Here is a 17,569-nt window from a genome sequence, read left to right as displayed (position 1 = left end):
AGAGGAAGTTGGGCAAGCTCGGTTCTTTTTCGCCGAGCCGCTTATGCACGCCGATGACGACGGCCCAGAACAGACCCAGGCCACGGCCGCCACGGTCATGCGCTATCACCTGAGCTGGAAGCATCGGGATCTGGACAGCGTCATGGCGCTCTATCACGCCGACATCCAGTACAACGACTTTTTCAGAACCGCGTACTTGCTCTGGATGAGCTGCGTGAATATGTGCGCGTGAGCATGCCGCGTGAATCCGACGAACTGCTCGAGCATTGCGACCGCATTCGGGTGGATGGCAACACCGCGTTCATTCAGTACGAAGTGACCTTGCGCGGCGGCGATGGTCTGGTGTCGTTCCGTTCCAGCGAAGCGATCACGGTCAAGGACGGCTTGATCTGGCGCGTCAATGAATACGCCTCGCTGGTGCGAACCCACGCCGACGGCCGTTCGGCACCGAGTCAGCGTCCGGCGGTCAGTCGCCTCGGTCTGTCACCGCGCCAACTGAGCTTTATGGCCAAAGACCTTCAGCAGTATTTCGAAAAGCAGCAACCTTATCTGGATCCTGAGCTTGACTTGCAACGGGTGGCGAAGGAGTGCGGGTACAGCCGCAATCAGATTTCCTATCTGCTCAATCAGGTGCTCGGGCAAAGCTTTTATCGCTACGTCAATCAGGCGCGCCTGCAGCATTGGCTGCGTGCGCTCAATAGCGCCACGCCGCCGTTGCGTGTCGACGAGCTGGCGTTTGCTGCCGGCTTCAATTCGCTGTCAGCGTTTTACAAATGCTTTCGCGAGCACACCGGTCAGTCGCCCAAGGCCTACGCCAAACAAATTTCTCTGCGGGCACGCGCGCAAGACAGCCACTGAAGGCAGCCACTAGGATCGACGCCATCGAAGGTTTTCAGTGGCGGAGTCTGGCATGTCGGCGTGGCGCACGATCAGTTTGTGGATGGATCAGCTCGAAGAGCCGCTGCTCGCGCGACCTGCGCTGGAGCAGGACCTGGACGTCGACGTTGCAATCATCGGCGCCGGTTATACCGGATTGTGGACGGCGTACTACCTGAAGAAACACGCGCCAGGCCTGGATATCGCCATCATTGAGGCGCAAACCGCCGGGTTTGGTGCATCCGGGCGCAACGGCGGCTGGCTGATGGGTAACTTGCTGGGTGAGGATCGCTTGCTCGCAGGCTTATCGCCGCAGCAGCGCAGAGCGTCGTTCGACTTGCTGCACAGCATTCCCGATGAAGTGGAAATCGTCCTCGAGCGCGAGGGCATCGACTGCGATTACCGCAAGGGCGGGGTGCTGTATTGCGCCGCGCGATACCCAGAGCAGGAAGCCGTTCTGCGCGATTACCTGAGCAAGCTGCACGACCAAGGCCTGACGGACGACGATTACCGCTGGCTCAGCCCCGAGCAACTGGCTCAGCAGATTCGTGTGGCGAAACCCTATGGCGGCATCTTCGCCCCCACGTTGCGACCATTCACCCGGCGAAGCTGGTCCGTGGTCTGGCGCGGACCGTGCAGAACATGGGCGTGAAAATCTACGAAAACAGCCCGGTCACCCATTGGCAGTCCGGCAGTCTGCGTACCGCCAAAGCCAGCGTGCGCAGCCGTTGGATCGTCCCGGCGGTGGAAGGTTATTCGGTGACCTTGCCGCCACTTGGCCGTTATCAATTGCCGGTGCAAAGCCTGATTGTCGCCACCGAGCCGCTGTCCGCTGCGACCTGGGACGAAATCGGCCTCAATCGTGGGCAAGCCTTCAGTGAGTTCAGCCGCCAGGTCACCTACGGCCAGCGCAGTGCCGACAACCGCCTGATTTTCGGCGCCCGTGGCGGGTATCAATTCGCTGGCAAGCTGCGTCATGACTTCAACCTGACCCGCGATGAAGTCGAGTTGCGCCGCTATCTGTTCGGCGAACTGTTCCCGCCACTGAAAAACGTGCAGATCACCCACGCCTGGGGCGGCAACCTCGGCATGTCGCGGCATTTCAAGCCACACATGCTCTGCGATCGGGCCAACGGCATCGCGTTGTCCGGCGGCTATGGCGGCGAGGGCGTTGGTGCCAGCAACCTTGGCGGCCGGACGCTGGCCGATCTGATTCTTGAGCGCGACAGCGAGCTGACCCAACAACCGTGGGTGCTGCCCGACGGCGGCATTCATGCGCTGCGTGCCTGGGAGCCCGAGCCATGCCGCTGGCTCGGTTACAACGCGATCATCAAAAGCTTCGTGCACGAAGACCAGACCCTGGCCAATCCCGCGACCGCACCCTGGCGGCGCAAGCTTGCCAGCCGGGTTGCCGGGTTCATGGAAGGTTTCATGCACTGAACGTCGTTTACCTCAATAAACAGGACACGCCATGAGCATCACCCAGTTCAAGAACACCGCCACGCTCAAGCTCGAGGAATCCAATCCGGTCGCCGTGCCCCTGGGCGAGCCGGTCGCAATTGCCTCGACCACCAGCGTCGAGCGCGACGACGGCGTTGAAACCGGCGTCTGGGAATGTACTCCCGGCCGCTGGCGGCGGCAGATCACCGCGCAGGAGTTCTGCCATTTCATTTCCGGGCGTTGCACGTTCACCCCCGACGGTGGCGGCGAAACCCTGCACATACAAGGCGGCGACGCACTGATGTTGCCAGCCAACACGCTCGGGATCTGGGATATCCGGGAAACCGTGCGCAAGAGCTACGTGCTGATTTTCTGATTGTTCGATCCTTTGATTGCCTGCCAACAAAAAAGCCCATACAGGAATCGCCCCATGATCCAGAAAACCCTCGCATTGGCGCCGCTGCTGCTGGCCGCTTCCGTCAGTCATGCAGCCGAGACGGTCAAGGTCTACAACTGGTCCGACTACATCGCCCCGGACACCACGAAGGATTTCCAGAAAGACACGGGCATCGGCGTCACTTACGACGTCTACGACAGCAACGAAACCCTCGACGGCAAGTTGATGACCGGCAAATCCGGTTACGACGTGGTTTTTCCGTCGAACCACTTTATGGCGCGGCAGATTCAGGGCGGGGCGCTGAAGAAGCTGGACAAGAGCCAGTTGCCGAACTGGAAGAACCTCAACCCGGCGCTGCTCAAGGCTTTGCAGACCAACGACCCGAACAACGAGCACGGCTTCCCGTATCTGTGGGGCAGCACCGGTATTGGCTACAACATTGCCAAGGTCAAAGCGGTGCTCGGCGACAATGCACCGGTGGATTCCTGGGACCTGATCTTCAAGCCCGAATACATGGAAAAGCTGCAGAAATGCGGCGTGGCGATCCTCGATAACGGCCCGGAATTGCTCCCGGCGGCCCTTAACTACCTGGGCCTGCCGCACCACAGCAAGAATCCCGAAGACTACAAAAAAGCCGAAGCGCTGCTGATGAAAGTGCGCCCCTACGTCAGCTACTTCCATTCCTCCAAGTACACCAGTGATTTGGCCAATGGCGACATCTGCGTCGCGGTCGGGTTTTCCGGCGACATCCTCCAGGCCGAGAACCGCGCCAAGGAAGCGAAGAACGGCGTCGAAATCGGTTATGCGATTCCCAAGGAAGGCGCGGCGATCTGGTTCGACATGGTCGCCATGCCCGCTGACGCACCGGACGAAAAGGCTGGCTACGCCTTCATGAACTACCTGTTGCGCCCGGACGTGATGGCGGGAATCACCAACTACGTGCATTACGCCAATGGCAACGAACAGGCGGACGCGCTTATCGATCCAGCGATCAAGAACGACACCAAGGTTTACCCGAGCGCGGAAATGATGGGCAAGCTGTTTGCGCTGGAAGCGATGCCGCTGAATATCGACCGGATTCGTACGCGGGTGTGGAACAAGATTCGCACCGGTAGCTGAGTTTCAGGCCAATATACAAGACTCCTGTGGGAGCGAGCCTGCTCGCGAAGCGGTTTGTCATTCGACACTTATGTTGAGTGGCTTGGCGTCTTCGCGAGCAGGCTCGCTCCCACATTCGTTATTCGATGGATCAGAATAGTTGATATCAAAGCACTGGCACCGCTGACTGAAAGTGTGACTTGCGCAACAAATCCGAACTTACCGATATTTAATATTTAAATAGAAAATCGTCAGACGATTCCCGCTATCTCAGCAACTAAAAAACTATCTTTCCTTCCCGCGCGCTTTGTTTACGGCAGTTTCCACAGCCAACCAAATTGGATCGCAAAAAAACTCTTTACGACAGATTTCAAATTGTGTCAGGTTCGTTACGCCTTCATTGGGCGAGTGATAGGACGATCTCGCCAAGATCGTCCTGTCGGACAAAAACTGTTCCATTGCTAAACAAGGAAGTGTGTTTATGTCGAAAGTTAAAACCAATGCTGTTGATTCCGCCGAACAGGCTTTCCAGCTGGCTGCCTTCAGCTCGGCGTACAACCAGATCAATAGCTTCAGCCATCAATACGATCGGGGCGGCAACCTCACGGTCAATGGCAAACCCTCGTACTCCGTCGACCAAGCGGCTACGCAATTGTTGCGTGACGGCGCTGCCTACCAGGACAAGGACGGCAGCGGCAAGATCGAACTGACCTATACGTTCCTGACCTCGGCTTCGAACAGCACGATGAACAAGCACGGAATCAGCGGGTTCAGTCAGTTCAGCGCGCAGCAGCAAGCCCAGGCCAAGCTCGCCATGCAGTCCTGGGCCGACGTGGCCAATGTCACCTTTACCGAGAGAGCCTCGGGCGGCGACGGCCATATGACCTTCGGTAACTACAGCGGTGGCCAGGACGGCGCTGCGGCGTTCGCCTATCTGCCAGGCACTGGCGCTGGCTATGACGGTACTTCGTGGTACCTGATCAATAGCGGTTACACGCAAAACAAAAACCCGGACCTGAACAACTACGGGCGTCAGACCCTGACCCACGAAATCGGCCACACCCTGGGCCTTGCTCACCCTGGCGACTACAACGCCGGCAATGGCAACCCGACCTACAATGACGCGACTTACGGCCAGGACACCCGTGGCTACAGCGTCATGAGTTACTGGAGCGAGAGCAACACCAACCAGAACTTCAGCAAGGGCGGCGTCGAAGCCTACTCGTCCGGCCCGCTGATGGACGATATCGCAGCGATCCAGAAGCTCTACGGCGCCAACACCACGACCCGCACAGGTGATACCACCTACGGGTTCAATTCCAATGCCGGTCGCGATTTCCTCAGCGCTTCGTCGTCGAGCGACAAAGTGGTGTTTTCGGTGTGGGATGCCGGCGGCAAGGACACCCTGGACTTCTCCGGTTTCACCCAGAATCAGAAGATCAACCTCAACGATGCTTCGTTCTCCGACGTGGGCGGCCTGGTCGGCAACGTGTCGATTGCCAAGGGCGCGATCATCGAGAACGCGATTGGCGGTTCGGGCAGCGATCTGTTGATCGGCAACAGCGTGGCCAACGAGCTGAAGGGCGGTGCCGGCAACGACATCCTCTACGGCGCTGGCGGTGCCGACAAGCTGTGGGGCGGCACCGGTTCGGACACCTTTGTGTTTGCCGCAAGCTCGGACTCCAAACCAGGTGCGATCGATCAGATCCTCGATTTTGTCAGCGGTCTGGACAAAATCGACCTGACCGGCATCACCAATGGCGCGGGCCTGCACTTCGTCAACAGCTTCACCGGTTCCGCCGGCGATGCGGTATTGACCTCGTCGGGCGGCAACAGCCTGTTGTCGGTGGATTTCTCCGGGCATGGCGTGGCTGACTTCATCGTCAGCACCGTGGGCCAGGCAGCGGCCAGCGACATCGTGGCGTGATGTGAAAGGAAAGCGGCGCCCAAAGCGTCGCTTTCTTTACTTGCAACGGTAGGCGCTGTACGCAACGCTACGGGTTGGAGCGAATTTTCCCATGTTCAATAGAGCTTTTACCTACGCGGCATCGACGTGGCTTTCAGTGGCGCTGGTTACGATTTCAGGAGCAACAGCAATGGCAAGCAGCCTCAGACTCGAAGAGCCTTCCGTGTTTGCTGGACAGTGGCAGGCAACGCTGTCCGCAACGGTCGATGAACGACAAGCACAAAAGCTCCAGGACAAGCCGTCCAACAGTTGCAGCGTCGAACTGCTCGCCAACAAGACCCTTGGTCAGGGAGCAGAGTGTCTGGGCGCTTGGTTCGAACACGTTCCGATCGGCTGGTTTCCTGATCCGGACGGCTTATCGATCACCGGTCACGAAGGCTCAAGAATCGGGTTTTTCAGCCGACAACGTGATGGGTTGTATCTGGCGACTTTGAAGTCGGGGCTGATCGTCACGCTGGAACGTACGGCGCCCGACAACTGATCTGCCCTTGTACATGCCCATACGGTTATAGCGATCAGTCGTACGGTTATAAAGGCAAATAAAGTCAACTGCACTGCGTTAATCAGCGCTAGTTGTTATGAAAGTGTAAATGGGCGCCGCGGAAGTGTAATCCGGATTGGTCGCTTAATTAATTGAAGTCTCGCCTCTCAGGGGCGATGAATACTGTTCAGGAAAATTCAATGAAGATGGCGAAGGCCCCAGCCACCGCTCCGTTAATAAAGGCACTGGGTGACTATAAGAGCATCTTGATCAGCGTCGGTTGTTTCACCGCGCTGATCAATGTGCTGATGCTGGTGCCGTCCATCTACATGCTGCAAGTCTATGACCGGGTGCTGTCGTCACAGAACGAAACCACCCTGGCAATGCTGTCGTTGATGGTGGTCGGGTTCTTCGCTTTCATCGGCCTGCTGGAAGTGATCCGCAGCTTTATCGTTATTCGCATCGGCAGCCAGTTGGAGCGTCGTTTCAATCTGCGCGTCTACCAGGCGGCGTTCGAGCGCAACCTGTTCAAGGGCGAAGGCAATGCCGGGCAGTCGCTGGGCGATCTGACTCATATCCGCCAGTTCGTCACCGGCCCGGCGTTGTTCGCCTTCTTCGACGCACCGTGGTTCCCGGTCTATCTGTTTGTCATCTACCTGTTCAACGTCTGGCTCGGCGTGCTGGCGACGGCGGGCGCGTTGCTGCTGATCGCGCTGGCGTGCCTGAACGAATACATGACCAAGAAGCCGCTGGGCGAGGCTGCCGGGTTTTCCCAACAGTCCAGCCAGTTGGCCACCAGCCACTTGCACAACGCCGAAACCATTCAGGCGATGGGCATGCTCGGCGCGCTGCGCAAGCGCTGGTTCGGCGTGCATTCGCGCTTTCTCGGCTTGCAGAATCAGGCCAGCGACACCGGCGCGGTGATCAGTTCGTTGAGCAAGACCCTGCGTCTGTGCCTGCAATCCCTTGTGCTGGGCCTGGGCGCGTTGCTGGTGATCAAGGGCGACATGACGGCGGGGATGATGATCGCCGGTTCGATCCTGATGGGCCGGGTGCTGAGCCCGATCGACCAGTTGATCGCCGTTTGGAAGCAGTGGAGCGGGGCGAAGCTGGCTTACCGTCGTCTCGATGCGCTGTTGCAGGCGTTTCCACCCAGCGATGAGGCGATGGCGCTGCCGGCACCGAAAGGCCAGATCACCTTCGAACAAGTCAGCGCCGGGCCGCCCGGGCAGCGTGCGGCGACGTTGCACCTGGTCAATTTCACTCTGGGCGCAGGTGAAGTGCTCGGTGTGCTTGGCGCCTCCGGTTCCGGCAAATCGACCCTGGCCCGGGTGCTGGTCGGCGTGTGGCCAGTTCTGGGCGGCACGGTGCGACTGGACGGCGCCGATATTCATCGGTGGAACCGTGATCAACTCGGCCCTTACATCGGTTATTTGCCGCAAGACATCGAGCTGTTCAGCGGCAGCATTGCCGAGAACATTGCGCGATTCAGTGAAGCCGACGCGCAGAAAGTCGTCACCGCCGCGCAACAGGCCGGCGTCCACGAAATGATCCTGCGCTTGCCACAAGGCTACGACACCAAACTGGGCGAGGACGGCAGCGGCTTGTCTGGTGGCCAGAAACAACGCGTAGCCCTGGCCCGCGCGCTGTACGGCACGCCAAGTCTGGTGGTGCTCGATGAACCCAATTCCAACCTCGACACCGTTGGCGAAGCGGCACTGGCCAGCGCTATAGCCCAGCTCAAGGCCCAGGGCACCACGGTGATTCTGGTCACGCATCGTTCTTCGGTACTGGCTCAGGCCGACAAATTGCTGGTGCTCAACGATGGTCGTTTGCAGGCGTTCGGCCCGAGTCAGGATGTGCTCAAGGCACTGTCCTGCCAGCAGGAACAGCAACGCGAGAAAGCTGCACAAGCACCGGGCGGGCTCAGCATGAGCCGGCAGTATCAGCCCTCGACAAGGAATTCGGGTGTATGAGCAGCGTCAGCATGAACACGCAAAACGAAGCGAACATGGAACACGCCTACCTCACCGAACGTCCGGAGCGCGATGCGAAATTCTTCGCGCGCATGGGCTGGATTCTGGCCATCGTCGGCGCTGGCAGTTTCTTCACCTGGGCGGCACTGGCGCCGCTGGATCAGGGCATTCCGGTGCAAGGCACGGTGGTGGTGTCGGGCAAACGCAAGGCTGTGCAGTCGATGAGCAGCGGCGTGGTCAGCCGGATTCTGGTGCGCGAAGGCGAGATCGTGAAGCAGGGCCAGCCGCTGTTCCGCCTCGATCAGACTCAGGTCGCCGCCGATGTGCAATCGCTGCAGGCGCAATACCGCATGGCCTGGGCCAGCCTCGCGCGCTGGCAGGCCGAGCGCGACAACCTCAAACAAGTAACCTTTCCGGCCGAGCTGAGCAACGACCCGGACCCGCGCCTGGCGCTGGTGCTGGAGGGCCAGCGGCAATTGTTCAGCAGCCGCCGCGAAGCGTTCTCCCGGGAACAAGCGGCACTGCGCGCCAACATCGAAGGCGCCACTGCGCAACTGGCCGGCATGCGCCGCGCCCGCAGCGACCTCAATGCTCAGGCCAGTTCCTTGCAGCAACAATTGAGCAATCTGCAACCGCTGGCCGACAACGGCTACATCCCGCGCAACCGCTTGATGGACTACCAGCGGCAACTGTCGCAAGTGCAGCAGCAGCTGGCGGAAAACACCGGTGAAAGTGGCCGTGTGGAGCAGGGCATTCTTGAATCGCGCCTGAAGTTGCAGCAGCACGGCGAGGAATACCAGAAGGAAGTGCGCACGCAACTGGCCGATGCGCAGCTGAAAAGCGTGACGCTGTCCGAACAGCTGACCTCCGCCGGTTTCGACCTGCAACACAGCGAGATCCTCGCCACGGCCGATGGCGTGGCGGTCAATCTCGGTGTGCACACCGAAGGCGCCGTGGTGCGCCAGGGCGAAACCCTGCTGGAGATCGTTCCGCAAGGCACCACCCTGGAAGTGGAAGGGCACTTGCCGATCAACCTGATCGACAAGGTCGGCACGCATTTGCCCGTGGACATTCTGTTTACCGCGTTCAACCAGAGCAAAACCCCGCGCGTGCCCGGCGAAGTCAGCCTGATCTCCGCTGACCAGATGGTCGATGAGAAAACTGGCGTGCCGTATTACGTGTTGCGCAGCAGCGTCAGCGATCAGGCGATGGAAAAGCTCAACGGCCTGGTGATCAAGCCCGGCATGCCGGCGGAAATGTTCGTGCGCACCGGTGAGCGTTCACTCCTCAACTACCTGTTCAAACCGCTGCTCGATCGCGCCGGTTCTGCGTTGACCGAGGAATAAGGATGTTCGGCTGTATGAAAAAGCTTTCAATGCTGGGTGCCGCGATGATGCTGCTCGCGAGTCACTCGGCAGTCGCGGCCATGGGGCCATTCGAGATTTACGAACAGGCGTTGCGCAACGATCCGGTGTTCCTTGGCGCGATCAAGGAGCGTGATGCCGGCCTTGAAAACCGTGTGATTGGTCGCGCCGGGTTGCTGCCTCGGATCGGCTACACCTACAACAAGGGCCGCAACTCGTCCAAGGCTACGTCTCTGGATGATCGCGCGCGCAACCGCACCGATGAGCGCAACTACAACAGTTACGGCTCGGCGCTGACGGTGCAGCAACCGCTGCTCGATTACGAGGCTTATGCGGCGTATCGCAAAGGTGTCGCGCAGTCGTTGTTTGCCGACGAAGCCTTTCGCGGCAAGAGTCAGGAACTGTTGGTGCGCGTGCTGGACAACTACACCAAAGCCTTGTTCGCCCAGGACCAGATCGATATCGCCCAGGCGAAGAAGAAGGCTTACGAGCAACAGTTCCAGCAGAACGAACACATGTTCAAGCAGGGCGAGGGCACGCGCACCGATATTCTCGAAGCCGAGTCGCGCTATGAGCTGGCGACTGCCGAGGAAATCGAAGCGCGTAACGAGCAGGATGCGGCCTTGCGCGAACTTGGCGCGCTGGTGGGCGTGCCGGCGGTGGATATCGGCGATCTGGCGCCGCTTGGTCAGCAATTCCAGACCTTCACGCTGCAACCGGCGAACTTCGACACCTGGCATGAACTGGCGATCAGCAACAACCCGAACCTCGCTTCGCAACGTCAGGCCGTAGAAGTGGCGCGCTACGAAGTCGAGCGCAACCGCGCCGGGCATCTGCCGAAAGTCAGTGCCTACGCCTCGATGCGCGACAACGAGTCCGAAAGCGGCAACACCTATAACCAGCGCTACGAAACCAACACCATTGGCCTTGAAGTCAGCGTGCCGCTGTACGCCGGCGGTGGCGTGTCGGCCTCGACGCGCCAGGCCAGCCGCACCATGGAACAGGCTGAGTACGAACTGGATGGCAAAACCCGCGAAACCTTGATCGAACTGCGCCGACAGTTCAGTGCCTGCCTGTCCGGGGTGAGCAAATTGCGCGCTTATCAGAAGGCCTTGAAGTCGGCCGAGGCGCTGGTGGTCTCGACCCGACAAAGCATTCTGGGCGGCGAGCGGACCAACCTCGACGCGTTGAATGCCGAGCAGCAACTGTTCACCACCCGCCGCGACCTGGCCCAGGCGCGTTACGACTACCTGATGGCCTGGACCAAATTGCATTACTACGCCGGGACGCTGAATGAGCAGGATCTGGCGCGGGTGGACGAAGCATTTGTGGTCGCGCAACAGCCCTCACCCTGACTCTCTCCCAGAGGCAGAGGGGACTGACCGAGTGGCCTGCGATAGCCGCATCGACCTGAACGACCGAGCCGGACGCAGGTTGTGACATCAACACAAATTGGCTCCTCTCCTCGGGGAGAGGGCTGGGGTGAGGGGAAGGGGCGACACCGCAATTCAGCCCTGAACAAAACAACAAAAACGTGAGTGATGAACATGGACGTACGCATCAAGCCGATTTCGGTCGGTACCCTGTTGCTTGTAATTTCTGCAAACCAGGTTCAGGCGCAATACCTGGAACCCGGCCAGCCCGGCAACCCTGCCAGTTGGCGCAGCGCCGAGTTCCTGCGTGACTGGGGCCTGGAACGCATGCAGGCCGACCAGGCCTACGCCGCCGGCGTCACCGGCAAGGGCGTGAAAATCGGCGCGCTGGATTCCGGTTTCGATGTCGCCCACCCGGAATTCTCCGCCGATCGCTATCACCCGGTCTCCGCCAGCGGCAGCTACGTCGATGGCTCAGTGTTCAACGTCGACGGCACGCTCAACCCGAACAACGATTCCCACGGCACCCACGTCGTCGGGACCATGGGCGCTGCCCGTGATGGCAGCGGCATGCACGGCGTGGCGTACAACGCGCAGATCTACGTCGGCAACACCAACAAGAACGACAGTTTCCTTTTCGGCCCCGGCCCTGATCCGCGTTATTTCAAAGCGGTCTACGACAGCCTCGCCGACGCCGGTGTGCGGGCGATCAATAACAGCTGGGGCAGTCAGCCGCCGGATGTCAGCTATCGCACTTTGGCCGACCTGCACGCCGCCTACGCGCAACACTGGAACAAAGGCACCTGGCTCGACGCCGCTGCCGACGTTTCCCGGCGTGGTGTGATCAACGTCTTCAGCGCCGGCAACAGCGGATACCCGAATGCCAGCGTACGTTCGGCGCTGCCGTACTTTCAGCCGGATCTGGAAAAGCACTGGCTGGCGGTGTCCGGGCTCGATCAGGGCAATCAGCAGAAGTACAACCAGTGCGGCATCGCCAAATACTGGTGCATCACCACGCCGGGCGCGAAGATCGACAGCACCATTCCCGGCGGCGGCTACGGCATCAAGTCCGGCACCTCGATGGCGGCGCCGCACGCAACCGGCGCCCTGGCGCTGGTGATGGAGCGTTATCCGTACATGAACAACCAGCAGGCGCTCGAAGTTTTGCTGACCACCGCCACCCAGCTCGACGGCTCGGTCACTGACGCACCGAACGAGCGCGTCGGCTGGGGCGTAGCGAATCTCAACCGGGCGATGCGCGGGCCGGGGCAATTGCTCGGTGCGTTCGATGCCAATCTGGGGGCAGGGCAGCGCGATGTCTGGAGCAATGACATCTCCGACAAGGCACTGCTCCAGCGTCAAAACGAAGACCTCGCCGAGCACAGCGCCTGGCAGCAAACCCTGCAGGACAAAGGCTGGCAGAACGGCGTTGCGGCCGGCGCCAGTCAGCAGGACCAGACCGATTACGCGGTCGGCATGCTACGTGATGCGGCAGCGGCGAACCGGGTGTATCAGGGCAGCCTGATCAAGTCCGGCGCCGGTCAGTTGCTGCTCAGCGGCGACAACACCTATCGCGGCCCGACCACCGTCAACGGCGGTCTGCTGACCGTCAACGGTTCGCTGACTTCAGCGGTCACCGTCAACGACAGCGGCACCCTCGGCGGCTCCGGACGCATCGGCGCATTGACCGCCAACAGCGGCGGCCGGGTCGCACCGGGCAATTCCATCGGCACCTTGAACGTCGCCGGCGATGTGACACTCGCCCCAGGCTCGACTTACGCCGTCGAGCTATCGCCCACCAGCAGTGACCGCATCGTTGCCGGCGGCACGGCAACCATCAGCGGCGCCAGCGTCAGTCTGGCGCTGGAAAACAGCCCGACCTTGCTCAGCAGCGCCGAAGCGCAAAGCCTGCTCGGTCGCCAGTACAACATCCTGCAAGCGGCCGGCGGCGTGCAAGGGCAGTTCGCTGCGGTGGTGCCGAACTACCTGTTCATCGGCGGCGCCCTCGACTACGCCGCAAGCGGCATTCAGCTGAATATCCAGCGCAATGCCACAAGCTTCGCCAGCGTTGGGCAAACGCCGAACCAGCGTTCGGTGGCGGCGGCAGTCGAAGGTCTGGGCGCTGGCAATTCGGTTTACGAAAGCGTGCTTCGTGCACCGACTCAAGCCTCGGCCCAGCAAGCCTTCCAGCAACTGAGCGGCGAGATTTATCCGGCGCTGGGGACGATGCTGATCAACGACAGCCGCCAGTTGCGTGATGCGGTCGGCGAGCGGCTGCACGATGACTCGGCGCCCCGCAGCAACGGCTGGATCAAAGCTATCGGCGCCTGGGGCAGCACCGATTCGGGCCACGACACGGCCGGCTACAACACCTCGATCGGCGGTTTGCTGGCGGGTGTCGACGGCGCGCTGGACGAGCAGACCCGCATCGGTCTGGTCACCGGCTACAGCGATAGCTCCTTGAGCATGGGTTCGGGCACGCATTCTTCGGCGAAAGTCGACAGCTATCACCTCGGCGCTTACGCCGGGCACGACATCGGCGCCTGGCGCTTGAGCAGCGGCGTGGCGTACAGCTGGCATCGTGGCGATGTGAAGCGTGATCTGCAATACGACGCGGTCAGCGCCAAGCAGAAAGCCAAGCTCGATGCGACCACCACGCAGGTGTTCGCCGAGGCGGCGTATCGCTTGCAGCTGCAACCTTTGGTGCTCGAACCGTTCGCCAACCTGACTTACCTGCATCTCGACACCGAAGGCTTTACCGAGAAGGGCGATGCCGCTGCGCTGAAAAGTTCTGGCGATCAGCGTGATGCGGTGTTGAGCACCTTGGGCGTGCGGGCGAGCAAAACCTTCAACCTTTCCAGCCAGCAAGCGCTGGACGTCAGCGCCCGTCTCGGCTGGCAGCACAGCCTCAGCGATATCGAATCGGAACAGCATTTGCGCTTTGCCAGCGGTGGTACGCCGTATTCCGTGGAGAGCTCGGCGCTGGTGCGCGATGCCGCACTGGTCGGCGTGCAGGCCAGTCTGGCCTTGAGCAAGGACGTGCGGGTCAACCTCGATTACAACGGCCAACTGGCCAGCCGCGAGAAGCTGCATGGCGTTGGCCTGAGACTGAACTGGCAGTTCTGATTGCATTCGTTTGAGCCACTGTGGCGAGGGGATTTATCCCCGCTCGACTGCGCAGCAGTCGCAAAACCTGTGTTGATCGTTCCCACGCGCAGCAAAGGAATGCAGCCAGGGACGCTCTGCGTCCCATTGGAACGCGGAGCGTCCCTAGAGGCATTCCCACGCAGAGCGTGGGAACGATCAACGGCAGCACAGGCAACCGGATTTTTCGCAACATCACTAAGGAAGGTCGTGGATGGATAACAACAATACCCCCGCGCAATCGGGTGGCCGCTTTGCCCTGAAAACCCTGACAGTCGCCATGCTCTGTGCCAGTGCGCTGGCGCAGGCAGCGCCGTACGTGGAAAACGGCCGCAACGGCGATCCGTCGAGTTGGCGCAGCAGTGAATTCAAGGCTGATTGGGGCTTGGGCGCGATCGGTGCGGATTATGCCCATGCCGCCGGCTACACCGGCAAAGGCGTGAAACTGGGCATCTTCGATCAACCGGTCTACGCCGCGCATCCGGAGTTCTCCGGCAGCAACAAAGTCGTGACTCTGGTCACCAGCGGTATCCGCGAATACACCGACCCGTACATTCCGGTGAAGGCCGGTGATGCGTTCCTGTATGACGGTTCACCCTCGGTCGGCTCCAACGGCAAGCTTGGCGCCCACGGCACCCACGTTGGCGGCATCGCGGCGGGCAGTCGCGATGGCGGGGTGATGCATGGCGTCGCATTCGGTGCGCAGATCATCAGCGCTGACAACGGTGACCCGGGGCCGGAAGACGGCATCGTGCGCGGCAACGACGGCGCGGTGTACAAGGCCGGTTGGGATGCGCTGATCGCCAGCGGTGCGCGGATCATCAACAACAGTTGGGGCATCGGCATCACCGACCGCTTCGACCTGGGTGGTCGCGATCCGGCGTATCCGCACTTCACCGTCAACGACGCGCAGTTGCAGTTCAACGAAATCCGCACCTTGCTCGGCACCAAACCCGGCGGCGCCTACGATGGTGCGATTGCCGCCGCACGCAGCGGCATCGTCACCATCTTTGCCGCCGGCAACGATTACAACCTGAACAATCCGGATGCCATCGCCGGCCTCGGCTACTTCGTTCCGGACATCGCGCCGAACTGGATCACCGTCGCCGCGTTGCAGCAGAACCCGGACACCGCCAGTGCCAATCCGTACGTGATCAGCACGTTCTCCTCGCGCTGCGGCTATACGGCGAGTTACTGCGTCTCGGCACCGGGCACCAAGATCTACAGCTCGATCATCGAAGGCACCAACGCCGGCAACCTGACCACCAGCTATGCCAACTACAACGGCACGTCAATGGCGGCACCGCACGTCGCCGGTTCCATCGCCGTGCTGATGGAGCGTTTTCCGTACATGAGCGGCGACCAGGTCGCCAGCGTATTGCGTACCACCGCCACCGACCTCGGCGCGCCGGGCATCGACGCCTTGTACGGCTGGGGCATGATCAACCTGCGCAAAGCCATCGACGGCCCGGCGATGTTCGTTACCGAGCAGGACATTCCCGAGGAATTCCGCGTGCAGGGTGCTTACGGCTCCGGCCAGTTCGTTGCTGATCTGCCGGGCATCGGCGCGATCATCGATCAGGGCAAACCGACCGAACGGGTGTGCACCGATATCACTTGCGGCCTCGACACTTGGCGCAACGACATCGGCGGCCACGGCGGTCTGACCAAGCAAGGCATCGGCACTTTGGTGCTGACCGGCAACAACACTTACAGCGGCCCGACCCTGGTCAATCAGGGCCGATTGGCCATCAACGGATCGCTGCAATCGGCGGTCACCGTCAACAATGGCGGTATCCTCGGCGGCAACGGCCGCATCGGCGCGCTGGCGGTGAACAGCGGCGGTACGGTGGCGCCGGGCAATTCGATCGGCACCCTGAATGTGGCAGGTGACGTGACCTTCGCGCCGGGCTCAACCTACGCCGTAGAGCTGTCGCCAACCCGCAGCGATCAGATCGTCGCGGGCGGCAAAGCGGTCATCGATGGCGCCACGGTGAGCCTGTCGCTGGAAAACAGCCCGACCTTGCTCAGCACCGGCGAAGTGCAAAGTCTGCTCGGCACTCGCTACAACATTCTGCAAGCGGCGGAAGGCATCGAAGGGCGCTTCGGCCAGGTGTTGCCGAATTACGCTTTCCTCGGCGGCACTCTGGATTATTCGGCGGGCGGCATTCAGTTGGCAGTCGGGCGCAATGAGGCATCGTTCGCCAGCGTCGGGCTGACGCCGAACCAGCGCGCCGTTGGTGCGGCCGCCGAGCGTTTGGGCGCGGGCAATGCGCTGTTCGAAACCCTGTTGCTGTCGCCCAATGCCGCGTCGGCGCAGCAGGCCTTTCAACAGTTGTCCGGCGAGATTCACCCGGCCATCGGCACGCTGCTGATCAACGACAGCCGCTACCTGCGCGAAGCCGTCGGCGAACGCCTGCGTGAGCGTGATCTGTTCAATGCCGATGCGCCGACTGATGAGCGCAGCAACGTTTGGGTCAAGGTCCTCGGCTCATGGGGCGAGAGTGATGGCGGGCACGACAATGCCGATTCCAATAGCTCCATCGGCGGGCTGCTGGCCGGTGTCGACGGGCTGATCGCTGAAGACACCCGTCTCGGTTTCGTCACCGGTTACAGCGACAGCTCGTTGAGCATGGGCAGCGGCACGCATTCGTCGGCGTCGGTCGACAGCTACCACTTGGGTGCATATCTGGGCCATGAGATCGACGCGTTGCGCCTGACCGTCGGCGGCGCCTACAGCTGGCATCGCATCGATGTGAAGCGTGATCTGCAGTTCGGCGACGTCAGCGGCAAACAGAAAACCAAACGTGACGCGACCACCGCGCAACTGTTCACCGAGGCCGCTTACGATCTGGGCCTGCAACCGATGAACCTGGAGCCGTTCGCCAATCTGTCCTACGTGCACCTCAACACCGACAGCTTCACCGAGAAGGGTGACGCTGCCGCGCTCAAGGGCGGCGAGGACAATCGCGACGTGGTGCTGTCGACCCTCGGCGTGCGCGCCAAGCGCAGCTTCGCCGTGTCGGATAAGCATCAGCTGGAACTGGGCGCGAGCCTCGGCTGGCAGCACAACCTGAGCAGCGTCGATGCCGACAGCCATCTGGCGTTCGCCAACGGCAACAGCGCGTTCACCGTGCAGAGCGTGTCGATGGATCGTGACGCTGCCGTAGTCGGCGTGCGCGCCGGGCTGGCGCTCAATCGCGACGTGCGGGTCAACCTCGACTACAACGGCCTGATCGGCTCGAACGAGAAAGATCATGGCGTCGGTCTGACCCTCGACTGGCAGTTCTGAGGCGTAACCGGCAGCGCTTCACCGGCTGCCGGTTTTTCACAAAATGGAGCGCTGCACATGGGATTGTTCGATTACAAAAATCCAACTGTGCAGGAGATCCAAATGGGCAGGAGATTTTAATTGTGCAGGAGATCCAAATGTGGGAGCGGGCTTGCTCGCGAA

9 protein-coding genes and 2 pseudogenes are annotated in these 17,569 nt (G+C 61.0%); all 11 read left to right on the top strand.

What is annotated here, in order from left to right; translation table 11 throughout:
* Nucleotides 1-43 precede the first annotated feature (43 nt).
* The 11 genes and pseudogenes from LJU32_19055 to LJU32_19005 all read left to right on the top strand — a co-directional run bounded on the left by LJU32_19055 (nucleotide 44) and on the right by LJU32_19005 (nucleotide 17,407).
* Nucleotides 44-858: pseudogene (locus LJU32_19055) on the top strand (helix-turn-helix domain-containing protein).
* 52 nt (nucleotides 859-910) lie between these two features.
* Nucleotides 911-2,316, top strand: a pseudogene (locus tag LJU32_19050) (FAD-binding oxidoreductase).
* 31 nt (nucleotides 2,317-2,347) lie between these two features.
* Nucleotides 2,348-2,692, top strand: coding sequence for a cupin domain-containing protein (locus tag LJU32_19045; GenBank protein ID WKV87720.1), 345 nt, complete (start codon nucleotides 2,348-2,350; stop codon nucleotides 2,690-2,692).
* 54 nt (nucleotides 2,693-2,746) lie between these two features.
* Complete coding sequence (locus tag LJU32_19040; protein ID WKV87719.1) at nucleotides 2,747-3,832, top strand: polyamine ABC transporter substrate-binding protein; 1,086 nt, start codon at nucleotides 2,747-2,749, stop codon at nucleotides 3,830-3,832.
* A 460-nt stretch (nucleotides 3,833-4,292) separates the two neighbouring features.
* Entirely contained in the window at nucleotides 4,293-5,738 is a 1,446-nt protein-coding gene (locus LJU32_19035; GenBank protein WKV87718.1) for a serralysin family metalloprotease, read from the top strand.
* Between the two features lie 91 nt (nucleotides 5,739-5,829).
* Complete coding sequence (locus LJU32_19030) at nucleotides 5,830-6,258, top strand: protease inhibitor Inh/omp19 family protein (GenBank protein ID WKV87717.1); 429 nt, start codon at nucleotides 5,830-5,832, stop codon at nucleotides 6,256-6,258.
* 200 nt (nucleotides 6,259-6,458) lie between these two features.
* On the top strand, nucleotides 6,459-8,234 hold the full coding sequence (locus LJU32_19025; GenBank protein ID WKV87716.1) for a type I secretion system permease/ATPase: 1,776 nt from the start codon (nucleotides 6,459-6,461) through the stop codon (nucleotides 8,232-8,234).
* Nucleotides 8,231-9,580 carry an HlyD family type I secretion periplasmic adaptor subunit gene (locus LJU32_19020; protein ID WKV87715.1) on the top strand — a complete coding sequence of 450 codons (1,350 nt, stop codon included), beginning with the start codon at nucleotides 8,231-8,233 and terminating at the stop codon, nucleotides 9,578-9,580. The genes LJU32_19025 and LJU32_19020 overlap by 4 nt, the downstream gene beginning before the upstream one ends.
* A gap of 2 nt (nucleotides 9,581-9,582) precedes the next feature.
* Entirely contained in the window at nucleotides 9,583-10,953 is a 1,371-nt protein-coding gene (locus LJU32_19015; protein ID WKV87714.1) for a TolC family outer membrane protein, read from the top strand.
* Between the two features lie 192 nt (nucleotides 10,954-11,145).
* Nucleotides 11,146-14,097, top strand: a complete 2,952-nt coding sequence (locus LJU32_19010; GenBank protein ID WKV87713.1) for an autotransporter domain-containing protein — start codon at nucleotides 11,146-11,148, stop codon at nucleotides 14,095-14,097.
* A gap of 232 nt (nucleotides 14,098-14,329) precedes the next feature.
* A complete protein-coding gene (locus tag LJU32_19005; GenBank protein WKV87712.1) occupies nucleotides 14,330-17,407 on the top strand; it encodes an autotransporter domain-containing protein in 3,078 nt (1,025 codons plus the stop codon).
* The last annotated feature ends 162 nt before the right edge of the window (nucleotides 17,408-17,569 follow it).

Origin of the sequence: Pseudomonas sp. B21_DOA, assembly GCA_030544685.1 — a bacterium.
GTDB classification, from domain to species: domain Bacteria; phylum Pseudomonadota; class Gammaproteobacteria; order Pseudomonadales; family Pseudomonadaceae; genus Aquipseudomonas; species Aquipseudomonas fluorescens_AO.
This window is presented reverse-complemented; position numbering and strand designations above follow the sequence as displayed.

Coding starts and splice junctions, on each gene's coding strand:
- LJU32_19005 (WKV87712.1), top strand. CDS start 14,330: ATGGATAACAACAATACCCCCGCGCAATCGGGTGGCCGCTTTGCCCTG.
- LJU32_19040 (WKV87719.1), top strand. CDS start 2,747: ATGATCCAGAAAACCCTCGCATTGGCGCCGCTGCTGCTGGCCGCTTCC.
- LJU32_19035 (WKV87718.1), top strand. CDS start 4,293: ATGTCGAAAGTTAAAACCAATGCTGTTGATTCCGCCGAACAGGCTTTC.
- LJU32_19020 (WKV87715.1), top strand. CDS start 8,231: ATGAGCAGCGTCAGCATGAACACGCAAAACGAAGCGAACATGGAACAC.
- LJU32_19010 (WKV87713.1), top strand. CDS start 11,146: ATGGACGTACGCATCAAGCCGATTTCGGTCGGTACCCTGTTGCTTGTA.
- LJU32_19045 (WKV87720.1), top strand. CDS start 2,348: ATGAGCATCACCCAGTTCAAGAACACCGCCACGCTCAAGCTCGAGGAA.
- LJU32_19030 (WKV87717.1), top strand. CDS start 5,830: ATGTTCAATAGAGCTTTTACCTACGCGGCATCGACGTGGCTTTCAGTG.
- LJU32_19015 (WKV87714.1), top strand. CDS start 9,583: ATGTTCGGCTGTATGAAAAAGCTTTCAATGCTGGGTGCCGCGATGATG.
- LJU32_19025 (WKV87716.1), top strand. CDS start 6,459: ATGAAGATGGCGAAGGCCCCAGCCACCGCTCCGTTAATAAAGGCACTG.